12 protein-coding genes and 3 pseudogenes are annotated in these 14,845 nt (G+C 62.6%); 9 read left to right on the top strand and 6 right to left on the bottom strand.

The window, feature by feature from the left end:
- Positions 1–76 precede the first annotated feature (76 nt).
- From ACFQT0_RS01640 to ppk1, 5 genes and pseudogenes are all read left to right on the top strand, one after another.
- Complete coding sequence (locus ACFQT0_RS01640; protein ID WP_380199832.1) at positions 77–1,348, top strand: M43 family zinc metalloprotease; 1,272 nt, start codon at positions 77–79, stop codon at positions 1,346–1,348.
- Between the two features lie 256 nt (positions 1,349–1,604).
- Positions 1,605–1,991 (top strand): SixA phosphatase family protein, encoded by a 387-nt coding sequence (locus ACFQT0_RS01635; RefSeq protein WP_380199830.1) that lies wholly within the window; start codon positions 1,605–1,607, stop codon positions 1,989–1,991.
- 136 nt (positions 1,992–2,127) lie between these two features.
- Positions 2,128–2,478, top strand: coding sequence for a hypothetical protein (locus tag ACFQT0_RS01630; protein WP_380199828.1), 351 nt, complete (start codon positions 2,128–2,130; stop codon positions 2,476–2,478).
- Positions 2,429–2,767, top strand: a pseudogene (locus tag ACFQT0_RS01625) (polyphosphate kinase 1); the annotation flags it as partial. The gene ACFQT0_RS01630 and the pseudogene ACFQT0_RS01625, both read left to right, overlap by 50 nt.
- 52 nt (positions 2,768–2,819) lie before the next feature.
- Positions 2,820–4,247, top strand: coding sequence for a polyphosphate kinase 1 (gene ppk1 / locus ACFQT0_RS01620; RefSeq protein WP_380199826.1), 1,428 nt, complete (start codon positions 2,820–2,822; stop codon positions 4,245–4,247).
- A gap of 110 nt (positions 4,248–4,357) precedes the next feature.
- Here the strand turns inward: ppk1 and arsS are convergent, their stop codons facing one another.
- The 5 genes and pseudogenes from arsS to ACFQT0_RS01595 all read right to left on the bottom strand — a co-directional run bounded on the left by arsS (position 4,358) and on the right by ACFQT0_RS01595 (position 8,987).
- On the bottom strand, positions 4,358–5,404 hold the full coding sequence (gene arsS / locus ACFQT0_RS01615; RefSeq protein WP_380199824.1) for an arsenosugar biosynthesis radical SAM (seleno)protein ArsS: 1,047 nt from the start codon (positions 5,402–5,404) through the stop codon (positions 4,358–4,360).
- Positions 5,405–5,448: 44 nt separating this feature from the next.
- Positions 5,449–5,781: an arsenosugar biosynthesis-associated peroxidase-like protein gene (locus ACFQT0_RS01610; RefSeq protein ID WP_380199822.1), complete on the bottom strand. Its 333-nt coding sequence runs from the start codon at positions 5,779–5,781 to the stop codon at positions 5,449–5,451.
- Positions 5,782–6,011: 230 nt separating this feature from the next.
- The gene (locus ACFQT0_RS31495) at positions 6,012–7,094 is read right to left on the bottom strand and encodes a hypothetical protein (protein ID WP_449272031.1); all 1,083 of its coding nucleotides are present in this window, start codon (positions 7,092–7,094) and stop codon (positions 6,012–6,014) included.
- A 189-nt stretch (positions 7,095–7,283) separates the two neighbouring features.
- Positions 7,284–8,614 (bottom strand): annotated as a pseudogene (hflX, locus tag ACFQT0_RS01600) (GTPase HflX).
- Positions 8,615–8,675: 61 nt separating this feature from the next.
- On the bottom strand, positions 8,676–8,987 hold the full coding sequence (locus ACFQT0_RS01595) for a c-type cytochrome (RefSeq protein WP_380199820.1): 312 nt from the start codon (positions 8,985–8,987) through the stop codon (positions 8,676–8,678).
- Positions 8,988–9,105: 118 nt separating this feature from the next.
- On the opposite strand from ACFQT0_RS01595, the pseudogene ACFQT0_RS01590 reads away from it, so the two are divergent.
- From ACFQT0_RS01590 to rfbC, 3 genes and pseudogenes are all read left to right on the top strand, one after another.
- Positions 9,106–10,082, top strand: a pseudogene (locus tag ACFQT0_RS01590) (glycosyltransferase family 4 protein); the annotation flags it as partial.
- 39 nt (positions 10,083–10,121) lie between these two features.
- Entirely contained in the window at positions 10,122–10,253 is a 132-nt protein-coding gene (locus tag ACFQT0_RS01585; protein WP_380206144.1) for a hypothetical protein, read from the top strand.
- A gap of 70 nt (positions 10,254–10,323) precedes the next feature.
- Positions 10,324–10,869, top strand: coding sequence for a dTDP-4-dehydrorhamnose 3,5-epimerase (gene rfbC, locus ACFQT0_RS01580; RefSeq protein ID WP_380199818.1), 546 nt, complete (start codon positions 10,324–10,326; stop codon positions 10,867–10,869).
- A 310-nt stretch (positions 10,870–11,179) separates the two neighbouring features.
- Here the strand turns inward: rfbC and ACFQT0_RS01575 are convergent, their stop codons facing one another.
- Positions 11,180–12,385 (bottom strand): UDP-N-acetylmuramoyl-tripeptide--D-alanyl-D-alanine ligase, encoded by a 1,206-nt coding sequence (locus ACFQT0_RS01575; RefSeq protein WP_380199816.1) that lies wholly within the window; start codon positions 12,383–12,385, stop codon positions 11,180–11,182.
- 108 nt (positions 12,386–12,493) lie between these two features.
- On the opposite strand from ACFQT0_RS01575, the gene ACFQT0_RS01570 reads away from it, so the two are divergent.
- Complete coding sequence (locus ACFQT0_RS01570; RefSeq protein ID WP_380199814.1) at positions 12,494–14,791, top strand: T9SS type A sorting domain-containing protein; 2,298 nt, start codon at positions 12,494–12,496, stop codon at positions 14,789–14,791.
- Positions 14,792–14,845: the final 54 nt, after the last annotated feature.

Below are 14,845 nucleotides of genomic sequence, written 5' to 3'. Positions count from 1 at the left end.
CAAGAAAAATATGTAGATTGACAATCTGTTAATTTCATTTTTTCACCTTTTCCCCAACCCTATTTCCAACAGCTACATGAAGCAGATTTATCTCTCCGCACTGGCCCTGCTGGGCAGCGCGACCTCATTGCTGGCGCAGCAAAACCCGCAAAACCGCACCGACGCCACCCGAGCTCCCCAGGAGGCAGTCACCATCAATGGCCGCGCCTGCGCGACCATGGAAGTATTCGAAAGCCAGGTTGCAGCCGACCCGCAGCGCGCCCAGCGCATGGAAGCCATCGAGGCCATGACCAAGCGGTACATGGCCCAGCCCACCATGTTCAAGCGGGCTACAACTACGGCCACCGTAGTTACCATTCCGGTAGTCGTGCATGTGGTGTACAACACCGCGGCTCAGAACGTGACCGACGCTCAGGTAGCGGCTCAGATTAAGGTGCTGAACGACGACTTCGCCAAGGCCAATGCCGATGCCAGCCAAACGCCCTCCATCTTCACGGCATCGGCCACCAACGTGCGTTTTGTACTGGCCCAGCGTGACCCCAATGGCGCTGCCACTACGGGCATCGTGCGTCGGCAAACCAAAACCCGCTCGTTCAGCAGCAACGACTTTGTGAAGTACACCAGCAAAGGCGGCAGCGATGCCTGGCCCGCCGGCAGCTACCTGAACCTGTGGCTGTGCAACCTGGGCCAGAGCCTGCTCGGTTACGCCCAGTTTCCCGGCGGCCCGGCCGCTACCGACGGCGTGGTGTGCCTGTATTCTTCAGTGCCTAACGGCACGGCTACCAACTACAATCTGGGCCGCACGGCCACGCACGAAGTGGGCCACTGGCTGAACCTGCGCCACATCTGGGGCGATGCCACCTGCGGTAACGACCTGGTGGCCGACACCCCCACCCAGCAAACCAGCAACGGCGGCTGCCCACAGTTCCCCCACGTTACCTGCTCGAACCAGGGCGACATGAGCATGAACTACATGGACTACACCTATGACCGGTGCATGTACATGTTCACCGCGGGCCAGTCGAGCCGCATGGATGCCCTGTTCGTTTCGGGCGGTGCCCGCGCTTCCCTGCTCACCTCGACGGGGGCTACGGCGCTGCGCACGGTGGCCACCACGGCCGCTACGCTCTACCCCAACCCCGCTACCGACGTGCTGAACGTAGAAGCCGCAGCTAAAGCCAGCGGTGCCTACTCGGTGAGCGTGTACGACCTGCGCGGCCACCAAATGACCGAAGCCCGCTACAACGGCGCCGGCCAGGTGAACGTGGCTGCGCTGCCCAAAGGCCTGTACTACATCCGCGTTTCGAACGGCGGTGAGGTGACGCATCAGCGTTTCGAGAAAGAATAGTGTGGTTGAGCCGCGCCGTACTCGGACCAGTTCAACCGCCTGTTTTTCAAAAAGAGCCGTCCCTGTGGGCGGCTCTTTTTTGCTTCCAGGCCCCCTACATAACCTTTTCGCAATACCTGAGGTAAGCAATACGCCCTTAGCTTCGTCCCATGAAAACCTTGTACCTTTTTCGCCACGCCAAATCCAGCTGGAACTTCGATGAGCTAAGCGACCAGGAGCGCCCCTGAATGACCGGGGCCGCGACGACGCCCCCGCCATGGGCCAGGCCCTGGCCAAGCGCCAGATTCATCCCGACCTGGTGGTGAGCTCGCCCGCCGTGCGCGCCATGAGCACAGCCGTGCTGGTGGGCCGCGAGATGGAGTACCCGCACGATAAAATCGTGGTTGAGCCGGGGATTTACGGGGCCGAAGTCGATGAGCTTGTGGATATTATCCACCACCTGCCCGATTCGGCTAGCTCGGTGCTTCTCGTGGGCCACAACCCCACCATCACCGAAACAGCCAACGCATTGTCGCCTAACCCCATCAAGGAGATGCCCACGGCGGCGGTGGTGTGCCTGCGCTTCGACTGCGAGCATTGGGCCGAAGTGAGCAAGGTGAACGCCGAGTTCTATTTCTACGACTACCCGCGCAACAACAGCTAGGTGCTGGCCCACCGGCCGCGGGAGCAAGCAGGGACGCAACAAGAGGAAGTAGCTGTCCGGCGCATAAAACCGTAAAGAGAACCCGACCGCAGGGCCTCGTCCCCGCGCGTCGCCCCTCACCCTTGCCCTTAGCAATTTGAAAACCCTTTCCCGTGACTTGAGCTGGCTGCGTTTCAACGCCCGCGTGCTGCAAGAAGCCCAGACGCCTACCGTGCCGCTGCTGGAGCGCCTCAAGTTTATGGCCATCTTCAGCAGCAACCTCGACGAGTTTTTCAAGGTGCGGGTGGCCACGCTGCGGCGGCTGGTGAAGCTGAAGAAAAAGACCCGCGCCCAGCTCGCTGATAGCCCCAAGCGGGAGCTGCGCAAGGTGCTGGCCGAAGTGGCCCGGCAGCAGGAAGAGTTCGGCAACACGTTTCGGGAGCAGGCTGCTGCCCGAAATGAATGCCCACCACATTCACCTGCTCAACGAAACCGAACTGACGGATAAGCAGCGGGAGTGGGCCACGCGCTACTTCCAGGACAAGGTGCGCGACCTGCTCTCGCCTGTGGTGCTCGACGACACCCTGCACCACCTGTTTCTGAAAGACCAGACCGTTTACCTCACCTTCCACCTCAGCCAGCTCCGCGACCCCAAATCCGGCGCCGAGCCCGAGCGGGTGCTGCTGATGGAGCTGCCCACCAAGCGCCACGGCGGCCGTTTTGTGCGCCTGCCCGACGAAGGGGAAGAGCGATACGTGCTGTTTCTCGACGACGTGATTCGGGTGGGGGCGGCCGGGTTGTTTCCGGCCTACGAGCAAGTGGCGGTGAACGCCATCAAGCTCTCGCGCGATGCCGAGCCTCGACATCGAAGAAGAGGTTTCGGGCGACCTGATGGAGAAAATCCGCAGCAGCCTGGCCAAGCGCGCCACCGGCTTTCCGGCCCGCCTGCTCTACGACCCCGAAATGCCGCAGGAGTCGCTGCGGGCCATCAAGCAAAAACCGGCATCACCGACGAGGAGCCTGGTGGAGGGCAGCCGCTACCACAACTTCCGCGACTTCTTTGGCTTTCCGCAGTTCGACGACCCCAGCTTTTACTATCCCGAGCGCCCGGCCCTGCCGCACCCCACGCTGCCGCGCACGGGCAGCCTGCTGGCCGCCATCCGGCAGCGCGACCACCTGCTTCACCCGCCCTACCAGTCGTTCGACTACGTGACGCGCCTGCTGCGCGAGGCCGCCACCGACCCGCGCGTGTCGGCCGTCAGCATCACGCTCTACCGCGTGGCCAGCAAAAGCGCCGTGGTAAAAGCCCTGCTCAAGGCCGCCAAACACGGCAAGCAGGTGACCGTGGTGATGGAGCTGAAGGCGCGCTTCGACGAGGAATCCAACCTGTACTGGGCCGATAAGCTGCAGCGGGCCGGCGCCAACGTCATTTTCACGCCGCCCGAGCTGAAAGTGCACAGCAAGCTGCTGCTCATTGCCCGCCGCGAAGACGACGAAAGCACGCACCAATATGCGTATTTCAGCACCGGCAACTTCAACGAAAGTACCAGCGAGCTCTACACCGACCATGGCCTGTTTACGGCCGACGAGCGGCTGACCCGCGACGCCACGGCCGTATTCGAGTACCTGCGCGACCAGAGCGTAGTGCCGCCGCTCCAGCACTTGCTGGTGGCCCCCTTCGGCCTGCGCTCCGGCCTCAACGCCCTGATTGACTACGAAATCAAGCAAGCCAAAAAAGGCAAAGAGGCCTACATCATCCTCAAGCTGAACGCCGTGGAAGACAAAGGCATGATTGCCAAACTCTACCACGCCAGCGAAGCCGGCGTCCGGGTTGAGCTGATTGTGCGGGGCATTGGCTGCCTCATGCCCGGCCAGCCGGTTTATAGCGAGAACATCCGCCAGCACGGCCTCGTGGACCGGTTCCTGGAGCACAGCCGGGTGTACGTTTTCGCTCACGGCGGCGAGGAAAAAGTATTCGTGTCCTCGGCCGACTGGATGACGCGCAACCTCGACCGCCGCGTGGAAGTGGCCTTCCCTATCCTGGACGAAACCCTGCGGGCGGAAGTCCGCCACCTGCTCGACCTGCAGCGGAACGACACCGTAAAGGCCCGCGATTTTGAGAACGAGTTTGTGGCGCCTGAGGAGGGAAAGAAGCCGGTGCAGGCCCAGGAAGCTACCTACGCATGGCTGAAAGGGCTGAAGCGGCGGCAGCGAAAAGAGGTGCCGCCGCGCGGAAAGGCACCACGCGAAAAAAGCAATAAAAAAATGTCATGCTGAGCGCAGCCGAAGCATCTCGCGTGCCGTCACTAAACCAATAGTTCAACGATGCGAGCGAGATGCTTCGGCTGCGCTCAGCATGACGCACAATTTAGTGACAGCGCTAGTCCTTACGCCACGGCTCCCCCACAGCTTGAGCCACTTCCCGCCGTGCACCCGTAGCAGTGCTGGTTCAGCACAATGGTGCGCAGGCCCAGGGCCGCCGCGTCGAAGTCGCGGATGTGCTGCACGGGGCTGGCCACGTACAAATCCAGCATCTGGTTGAAGTCGCAGTCGTAGAGGCCGCCGTCCCAGCCCACCGAAATGGTGTTGCGGCACATCACGCCCGTAGCGGCCACGGGGTTGAAGGCGCCCACCAGCTTTTCCATGTAGCCGGCGTAGTTTTTCGACTCAATCAGGTAGTCGAGGTAGCGACTCACGGGGATGTTGGTGATGGCATACAGCTCGTTGAACACGATGCCGAAGTCCTTAGCCAGGGCGCGCTTGAACTGGTCCTGCAGGCTCTTTTGCGAGCCCGGCAGGAACGCGCCGCTGGGGTTGTATACCAGGTTGAGCACCAGGCCCGAGCCTTCCTGGCCGTAGCCCACGGCGTTGAGCATCTTCAGGGCTTTGATGGAATCGGCAAAGACCCCGGAACCGCGCTGGCGGTCGGTTTTGTCCTGGCTGTAGAACGGCAGGGAGCTAACTACTTCCACACCGTGCTGCTTAAAGAAGTCGGGCAGGTCGTGGTACTTCTTGTTGGCCACGATGATGGTGAGGTTGCAGCGCACCAGCACCTTGCGGCCCAGCTTGCTGATTTCCTCCACAAACCACCGGAAATCGGGGTTCATCTCGGGCGCCCCGCCAGTGAGGTCCACCGTCTGGATGTTGGTTTGGGCCAGCGCGTCGAGGCACTGCTGCATCGTCGCGCGGGTCATGATTTCCTTGCGGTCGGGCCCGGCGTCGACGTGGCAGTGGCGGCACACCTGGTTGCACATCTTGCCCACGTTGATTTGCAGGACGGCCGGCTCCACCGGCAGGAGCGGAAACAGCCCGGCCCCACGCATCTTTTCGTGAAACAGCGGCAGGTGCAGCGTTTCGGCCACTTCGGTGCGTAGCACCGTGAGCTGAAAGGCCGAATCCGCCAGTTGGTGGCCCGTGGCCTTGAGTGACTTCATTCTTGCAAAGGAAAATAACAGCGCAGGCCCGCGGCCCCGGCCTGCTACATAGACAAATCTTTGACCTTATTCATCATCTGCACGCCGTGCACCAGGGTGGCCCCGCCCCGAATGGCGGCGGCTACGTGCACAGCTTCCATCATTTCGGGCTCGGTGCAGCCCTTTTCCAGGGTGTCCGAGGTATAGGCGTCGATGCAGTACGGGCACTGCACGGCGTGGGCCACCGCCAGGGCAATAAGCGACTTTTCGCGGGCCGTGAGGGCGCCCTCGGCAAAGACGGCGCCATAGTAGGAGAAGAACTTCTCGGCAAATTCGGGCTGGAATTCGCCGATGTTGCCGAATTTCTTAAGGTCGGCGGGGTTGTAGTAGGTATCCATGGGGCAGTTTAAGGTAAGTACGAAGCAGCAGCGGGCTCCGGGTTTGTGGCCGGGGTTACTCGTAGAAAGACCGCAGGCGCCGAATTGTTGTCAGCATTGGCTTCAACGTCTTCCATCAGGACAGTTCCTTTGCAAAAACGTTCCTGCCGCCCGGATGCGAAAAAGCCCGGAACCGACGCGTGGGCGCAGGCTCCGGGCTTTTCCTGGTTTTCAATCAGGCAAATAGGCGGCTAGCGGCGCACGCCGGCTTTTTCCAGCAGCTTGCGCGGCGGCGTGATGAACAGCTCGAGGCTGGCATACGGCGCGCCGTTGAACTTGGAGTCGATGATTTTTTCGCGGTCGGCGTTCGTGCGGTCGAAGGCGTCGAAGGCGTAGTTGTAGCGGTAGCCGCCTTCGGCACCCATCCACAGGAAGCTGAGCAACTCACGCTCCCAGCGCAGCCGGAACTTCACCTCCGTCTCGCGCAGCTCCAGCGAGTTCAGCGTCTTCTTGCTCAGGTCGACGCTGCCGTCGGGGTTTTTGCGCGAGAGGGCTCGCGGCTCAGGTGCACGATGTAGTTGTAGCCGTCCACGGTGTAGCCGGCGTACAGAATCGAGCTCTGCGAAATGTTGTAGCGGGCCGTGACGCGGGCCGGAAACAATGCCTCCACGCCCCAGCGGCTGTTGAAGGTGCGGTTGTAAATCACGGCCGGGTAGAGGCTGAGCCGCCCAAATGTGTAGCCGTACTGAAAGCCCACGCCCCATGAGAAGTTCGGACTGCGCTTCCAGCCGTAAATGGCTTCGGCCGAAAAACGGGTGTAGTCGGACCGGGTGAGCTGGTTGGAGGTGTAGTCGCCGGCCAGGCTCGCCTTTCACGCGGGCCAGGTACCAGTGCACCTCATCCACGGGCCGGATGACGGCAATCTGGGCCGCGGTGCTTTTCAGGCCTTTGTTTTCGATGTTGTCGAACAGCTCGTAGTTGGTGGGCCGCTGCTCAAATTTGAACTCTTCGCGCTCGTAGCTCAGGCCCACTATCACCTTGAGGTGGGGCCGGTTCCAGGCCGGAATGTAGCCCTTGATGGACAGGCGCGCGTTTTTGGTGACGTCGGTAGAGAAATCCGACAAGCCCGAAACCTGGGCCGAGGACGCCACCCCAAACTTGGGCATCCGCTCGTAGCGCACTATCAGGCCCTTGCTGGGGCCCATGCCCAGCACCGAGGGGTTGGCGAAGGTTTGCCGGTCGGCCACGCTGTCGGGCCCGATGGGCGCCGCCGGCGGGTACACTCTCGGAATCTGGGCTACGGCCGCCTGGCCAATGCTGAACAACGCGGCCACCCAGAGGCCGGTACGAAAAGTGAAAGCTGATGTCATAGGGAAACGCCGATATTAAGGCAGGCACATGTTGCCCTTACGCGAAAGCCGCAATAATGGGTATTGGGAGCACCTAAATGGGCGAATGGTGCAGCTGATTGCTCCTTAAAACCAGGGGCTTTTGCTGCTCCACCCGCCCATTTGTGGGGTTGCTTACTCGGCCTCTGTCCCGTAATCGTTCACGGCCTGGTAGGGGTAGCGCTTCTGGTGCAGGGCGGCCACGCGCTTGCCCAGCAGCTCGCGCAATTCTTCCAAATTGGTGCGTTCCTGAGCCGAAATGAAAACCACCGGGTCGTGCAGCTTGGCCATGTAGGTAGCCTGCAACTGCGCCAGCGGTGGGCGCGGGGCCGTGCCGTCGTCCTCGGCGTCCAGCACTTCGCCAAACGGGTCTTTCTCGGCTTCGTCGGGCCGGTACTGGTCTATCTTGTTGAATACCAGCAGCACCGGCTTTTCGGCCGCGCCGATATCGGAGAGCGTGTCGTTCACCACCTGAATCTGCTCCTCGAAGCCGGGGTGTGAGATGTCGACCACGTGGAGCAGCAGGTCGGCTTCGCGAATCTCATCAAGCGTGCTCTTGAAGCTCTCAATCAGCTTGGTGGGCAGCTTGCGGATAAACCCAACCGTGTCGGACAGCAAAAATGGGGTCTGGTCGAGCACGACTTTGCGCGTGGTGGCGTCCACGGTAGCAAAAAGCTTGTTTTCGGCAAACACGTCAGACTTGCCCAGCACGTTCATGAGGGTGCTTTTGCCCACGTTGGTGTAGCCCACCAGCGCCACGCGGATGCTGCCGCCCCGGGTTTTGCGCTGGGTGTGGGCCTGCTTGTCGAGGTCTTCGAGCTTTTCCTTCAGGAAAGCAATCCGGTCGCGCACGATGCGTCGGTCGGTCTCGATTTCCGTTTCACCCGGGCCCTTCATGCCCACGCCGCCGCGCTGCTTGTCCAGGTGGGTCCAGAGGCCAGTGAGGCGGGGCAGCAGATACTGGTATTGAGCCAGCTCCACCTGCGTGCGCGAGGTGGCCGATTTAGCCCGCAGAGCAAAAATGTCGAGAATCAGCAGTGAGCGGTCCACGATTTTCACCAGCAGGCTCGGCTTCGAGGTTGCGCAGCTGCGAGGGCGAAAGGTCATCGTCGAAGACCACCATGCTGGTGTTTTCGTGCTGCACCCAGGCCTTGATTTCGGCCAGCTTGCCCTCGCCCACGTATGTCCGGATGTCGGGCTTTTCGAGGCGCTGCACAAAGCGCTTGGTGGCGGTGGCGCCGGCCGTTTCGATGAGAAACGCCAGGCTCGTCGAGGTACTCGGAGGTTTGGGCTTCGGACTGCCGGCGGGGCGGCACGCTCACGAGCACGGCGGTTTCCTGCTCTTTGGCGGTGGCATACGCGCCGCCCGATTTGGTGGCCACGAAGCCGGCCTTGGCGTTGTCGGTGGTGAAGTGCCGGGTGCTGCCGCCGGGTTTGCGGCCGCCGGATGTGGGTTTATTTGCCATGGGAAGGTTATCTGTACAAATCCCCTACGCGGGGCAAGGAAAAACGGTGCCGCCTGCCGCCTTAGCGCAAGGTAAGCGAGTAGGCCACCACCTGCTGCACCTGCGCCGGGGAGAGGGTTTTGCCAAAGGCCGGCATCTTGCCCATGCCGTTGGTTACCATATAAGTACGCCCGAAAGCGTTGAGGTTGCTCTTGGTCAGGTCGTGGGCACCGTTGGCGCCTTTCTTGCCGTTGGCGCCGTGGCAGCGCAGGCAGTTTTTTGGTAAAGCACCTGGCCGGGCAGCACCGGCGGCGTGGCGGCAGCCGGCTGGAGCAACAGGGATAACAGCAGCGAAAAGGCCGCAACGCGTAAGTTCATAGCAAGCACAACACACAAAGAGCCCACAAAGTACCGGCCCAGCGCGCGAAGATTTCGTAAAGCCGCGCATTGCCGGCCGTAAGCCCGACCTTTGCTGTAAGTTATTCAGTCACTCAGTTACTCATTCACCGCTCGTGCGCGTCGCCCTCGTTATCAATACCGCCTGGAATATTTGGAATTTCCGCGCCAGCCTCGTGCGGGCCTTGCAGGCGGCCGGCCACGAGGTGCTGGCCATTGCCCCGCCCGATGACTATTCGCAGCGCCTGGAAACCGAGTTGGGCTGCCGCTTCGTGCCCATCCTGATGGAGAACAAGGGCACCAACCCGCTGAAGGACGCCGCGCTCACCCGCCGTTTCTACCAGATTTACAAGCGCGAAAAGCCCGACGTGGTGCTGCACTACACCATCAAGCCCAACATCTACGGCAGCATCGCGGCCAAGCTGGCGGGCGTGCCGTGCATCAACAACGTGAGCGGACTGGGCACGGTGTTCATCATCAAAAACTTTGTGAGCAAGGTGGCCCTGGGCCTCTACCGCTTCGCGTTTCGCTTCCCGCACAAGGTGTTTTTTCAGAACGGCGACGACCGCCAGCTGTTTCTCGATAACGGCCTGATTCGCCCCGAAATCACCGATTTGCTGCCCGGTTCGGGCGTCGACACCGACCGGTTTCAGCCGGCTGCGCAGTTCACGCGCCAGACGCCGTTTGTGTTCCTGATGGTGGCGCGTGTGCTCTATGAAAAAGGCGTGGTTGAATACTTTGAAGCCGCCAAAATCATTCGGGCAGCCGTGCCAGGCACCCGCATCCAATTGCTGGGTGGCCTCGACGAGGCCGGCGGTGTGGGTGTGCCCCGCGCCACCTTCGAAGAATGGCTCAAAAGTGGCGACATCGAGTACCTGGGCCGCTCCGACGACGTGGCCGCCCACCTGCACCTGGCCGACTGCGTGGTGCTGCCCAGCTACCGCGAAGGCACGCCCAAAACCCTGCTCGAAGCGGCAGCCGTGGGCAAGCCCTCGTCACGACCGACGTGCCCGGCTGCCGCGAAACCGTGGTTGACGGCCTCAACGGCTATCTCTGCCAGGTGCGCAACGGCCCGGAACTGGCCGCCAAAATGCTCCAGGTCCTGCGGCTTTCCGAAGCCGATTTGCAGCGAATGGGCAAAGCCAGCCGTAAGCTAGCCGAAACCAAATTCGACGAAAAGCTGGTGCTGGACAAGTACCTGACCGCCGTGGCCGAAGTAGGCTATGAGAATAAGAAAGCCAGCCGCAGCAAAGCCATAGCATAACCGTCATTTGCAGCATACCAATGCTGCAAATCCTCAAAAAGCATCCTTCCCAATTTCTAACTTTGCCTCAATGGAAGTAAAGCAATACCCCATCGCGGGGCTGGTCGAGTTCGTTCCCCGTCTGTTTGCCGACGACCGGGGCTTCTTTTTCGAAACCTTCAGCGCCCGCCTCATGGCGCAAGCCGGCGCCACCGCCGAGTGGGTGCAGGACAATCAGTCGAACTCCAAAAAAGGCGTATTGCGTGGCCTGCATTTCCAGCGTCCGCCCCACGCCCAGGCCAAGCTGGTGCGCGTAGGCCAGGGCCGCGCCCTCGACGTAGCCGTTGATTTACGCAAAAACTCGCCCACCTTCGGCCAGCACCAAATGGTTGAGCTGACAGCCGAGCGCGGCAACATGTTCTACATCCCGGCAGGCTTTGCCCATGGCTTCATGGCCCTGGAAGACAACACCATCTTCCTCTACAAATGCAGCGACTACTACGCCCCCAGCGCCGAAGGCGGCCTGCGCTGGGACGACGCGGACCTGGGCATCAACTGGGGCACCGAAGTAGCGCCCCTGGTGTCAGGTAAAGACGAAGAACTGCCCAGGCTGAGGGACTTTGATAGTCCGTTCTAGCAACCTGTTCAGAACAAAAAAACTCCCCTCCTCAGCTGAGGAGGGGACGCTGGCGCGAAGTGCCGCCTGGGGTGGTTGACCTCGTTGAACGATGCCCGAAAGACTGGCGGCAGAACGGCGCAGGTAGCATCGCTCTATCATCGTTCAACAGCTCAACCACCCCGTTCGCGCTGAAGCGCGAACATTCCCTCCTTGGTAATAAGGGGAGCTTTACCAACGCTACAGCAGCTCCACCAGCGTCTCCAATGCCATGCCGCGGCTGCCTTTTACCAGCACTTGCTGGCCGCGCACGGGGTGTTGCTTGAGCCATTCAGCCGCCTCGGCTTTGGTGGCGAAATGTTGAGCACCGCCGGCTACGGCTGCCGCTGCGCTCATCTCCGGGCCGATTAGCAGCACGGTGGGCAACTTGAGCTCTGCCAATAGCTGGCCCAGCCTGCTGGTGCTCGGCGGGGCTGTCCTGGCCTAGCTCAAACATGTCGCCGAGGACGGCCAGCTTGGTTTGGCCGGCTGCTACCGGGCGGGCGGCAAAGCTGCGTAGGGCCGCCGCCATGCTGCTTGGGTTGGCATTATAGGCATCGAGTAGGAGGTCGTTGTGGGCCGTGCGTACCAGCTGCGAGCGGTTGTTTTGCGGGTTGTACTGGGCCAGCGCCGTGGCTACTTTATCAGTCGAGATGCCAAAGTGCAGGCCCACGGCCGCTGCCGCCGCCAGGTTGGGGAAGTTGTAGTCGCCAGTGAGTTGCGCGGCTACGTCGGTGCCGTCGGCCAGGCGCAGGGCCACAGCGGGGTCGGCAGCCAGCAGGGTGGCGGGGTAGGTGTCGGTTGGGCTGGGGTAGGTGAGGCGCGTGGGCACGGCGGCGGCCAGCCTGGGCAGTTTACTATCCAGGGTGTTGACGAAAGCGGTGCCGCCGGTGCGGGCCAGGTAGTCGAACAGCTCGCCCTTGCCCAGGGCCACGCCTTCGGGCCCGCCAAAGCCTTCGAGGTGGGCTTTGCCGATGTTGGTGATGAGGCCGTGGGTGGGCAGGGCCCATTCGCAGTAGGCAGCTATTTCGCCGCGGTGGTTGGCGCCCATCTCAATCACGGCGAAGTCGTGCTCGCCGGCCCGCAGGCGCAGCAGCGTGAGCGGCACCCCGATGTGGTTGTTGAGGTTGCCAATGGTGGCCAGCACTTGGAATTTCTGAGCCAGAACGGCCGTCAGCAATTCCTTGGTGGTGGTTTTGCCGTTGGAGCCCGTCACGGCGAGCACCGGGATGTCGAACTGCTGGCGGTGGTGCCGGGCCAGCTCCTGCAGGGCCACCAGCGGGTCGGGCGCGAAGGTGTAGCGGTCGGGTTCCGCCGCGGCCAGGGCGGCATCGTCTACCACAGCGTGGTGCGCGCCTTTGGCCAGCGCCTGCGGGGCAAAATCGGCGCCGCGGAAGCTGGGACCATTCAGCGCAAAGAACAGCGTGCCGGGCTGGGGCTGGCGCGAATCGGTGCTGACCTGGCCGTGGGCCGCCAAATAATGGGAGTAGAGCAACATGGGAGTGAGCGGTGAGGGCAAACCGGGTGTAAATTGCTGCAAAGGTGGGCGTGATTTTTCTTCCCATTCGCAAAATCTTACCCGAACCGTCTGCCCCAATTCGTGCCCATGCTTCGTACTTATACTTTTCTGCTGGTGCTGCTGGCGTTTTCCGGGTTTGCCCGCGCTCAGTCGGGGGCCGGGTTTGGGTTCGAGTACCGGCCGGCGGCCCCGGTGGTGCACGGCACCGATACCCTCCGCCACGCCTGGGCGGGCGGCCTCAACACCCCGCAGTTCAGCACCCTCGACCTGAATAACGACGGGCAGAACGACCTGTTTGCCTTCGACCGCGAAAGCAGCCGCACCTATACCTTCCTAAGCGTGCCCGCGCCGGGCACTGCCGCCGCCCGCCGCTGGGAATACGCCCCGCAGTACGAGTCGCTGTTTCCGGCTGACCTGTTGGGCTGGGCCCTGTTGCGCGACTACGACTGCGACGGCCGCCCCGACCTCTTTACCTACGTCAACAGCGGCGAAATTCGGGTGTTTCGCAACGTGCTGGCCAATGGCCGGCCCAGCTTCCAGCTCACCACCAATCAGATTCGCTTTTCGGGCTCTTTTTCGGGCACGGCCAACCTCACGGTGGGCGGCTACAACATGCCCGCCATCCAGGACGTGAACGGCGACGGCAAGCTCGACATCATGAGCTACGATTTCAGCAGCGCGTCGTTTATTGAGCTGTACCTCAACACCAGCCCGGGCACCTGCGGCAATGCCCTCACCTTCAGCCTAACCACCGACAACTGGGGCGGCATCCAGGCCTGCGGGGGCTGCGCGAGCTACATGTTCAACGGCCAGCCGTGTTTCCAGGCGCGGCCAAACCACACCGGCGGCCACAGCCTGCTGCTGCTCGACCTTGACGGCGACGGCGACCAGGACCTGCTCGACGGCCGCGACAACTGCGCCGAGCTCACGCGCCTGCTCAACCAGGGCACCGCCGCGGCGCCGGTGCTCACGCAGGCGGGCATCAGCACCAGTTTTCCGTCGGCGGCCACGCCGGTGCGCGTGCCGGTCTTTCCGGCTGGCTATTCTTTTGATGCCAACTTCGACGGCCGCCCCGACCTGGTGGTGGCGCCCAACATGCTCAGCAATGGCGAAGACCAGGTGAGTCTGCGCAACCACCTGCAGCTGTTTGAAAACACGGCCGCCAGCGGGGCGCCCGCTTTCACCTACAACCCCGGCGGCTTCCTGCAAAATGATATGATAGACGTGAGCGAAGGCGCCGCGCCCACTTTCGGCGACCTCGACGGCGACGGCCTGCCCGATATGCTCATCGGCAACCACGCCGACCGGGTCAGCAACGTGTACCGCGCCACCCTCACGCACTACCGCAACGTGGGCACCCGCACCCGCCCGGTGTTTCGGCTCATCACCGATGATTACCTGGGCCTGGCTGCGAAAAACCTCGAAGGCCTCAAGCCCGTGCTGATTGACCTGAACCGCGACGGCGCCCTCGACCTGGCTTACAGCGCCTGGGACCGCGCGGCCAGTACCAACACGCTGTACTACATCCTGAACACGGCCCCGGCCGGCCAGGCAGCGGCCTTCAGCATCGCCAATGCCGGGAGCTTCAAGCCCCAGGGCGCAGCCGCCTCCGGCGTGCTGCCCGCCACCCGCGCCGACATGCCCTGCTTTACCGATGTGGACAACGACGGCTACGTCGACCTGTTGCTGGGCACCAACGACACCCGCGAGCCCGGCATGAGTTTGCGCTACTTCCGCAACCGGGGCACGGGGCCGCTGGAAAATGCCTTTGTGCTGGCTAACGACGACTTCGGGCGCATCCGGACGGCCAGCGGCGCGCGGCCCGACAACCTGAGCGTCGTCGTGGCCGATATGAACGGCGACGGCCAGCCTGACCTTCTCACCGCCGATGCCAGCGGCCTGCTGCGCTTGTTCTCCAACTACCGCGCCCAGACCGGCCTTTTTCGGAGCGCACCGAACTGCTGTACAACCCCTCACCGGCCAGTACGAGCCCACCCGCCTGGGTTTGAACGCCCGCGCGCACTACGGCCTGGCCACCGCCGACCTGAGCGGGGACGGCGCCCCCGAGCTTTTGCGGGCACCCAGGCCGGGGGCATCTTGAGCTACGGCCCGCGCAACCGCACCGCCACGGCGGCCCAACCACAAGCAGCCCGCGCTCTTGCCCTGAGCGTTTACCCCAACCCCGCCATCGCCACTGCCACCGTCGAAACTGCCCAGCCCACGCGCTTTACCTTGTTCGACCTCACCGGCCGCGTGGTGCAAACCGCGGGCACCGCCCAGCGCCGCCACGCGGTAAATCTGGCTGGCCTGGCGCCGGGCGTGTACCTCGTGCAGGCCACGGGCGCTGATGGCGCTGCGGCTGTGCAGCGGCTGCTGGTGCGTTAGAGCTGTTTAGCATTACCGCTGGAGCTAGGCTGAGTCACCTCTAGGTGAACTTGA

The sequence above is a fragment of the Hymenobacter humi genome, assembly GCF_042665855.1.
GTDB classification, from domain to species: Bacteria; Bacteroidota; Bacteroidia; order Cytophagales; family Hymenobacteraceae; genus Hymenobacter; species Hymenobacter humi.
This window is presented reverse-complemented; position numbering and strand designations above follow the sequence as displayed.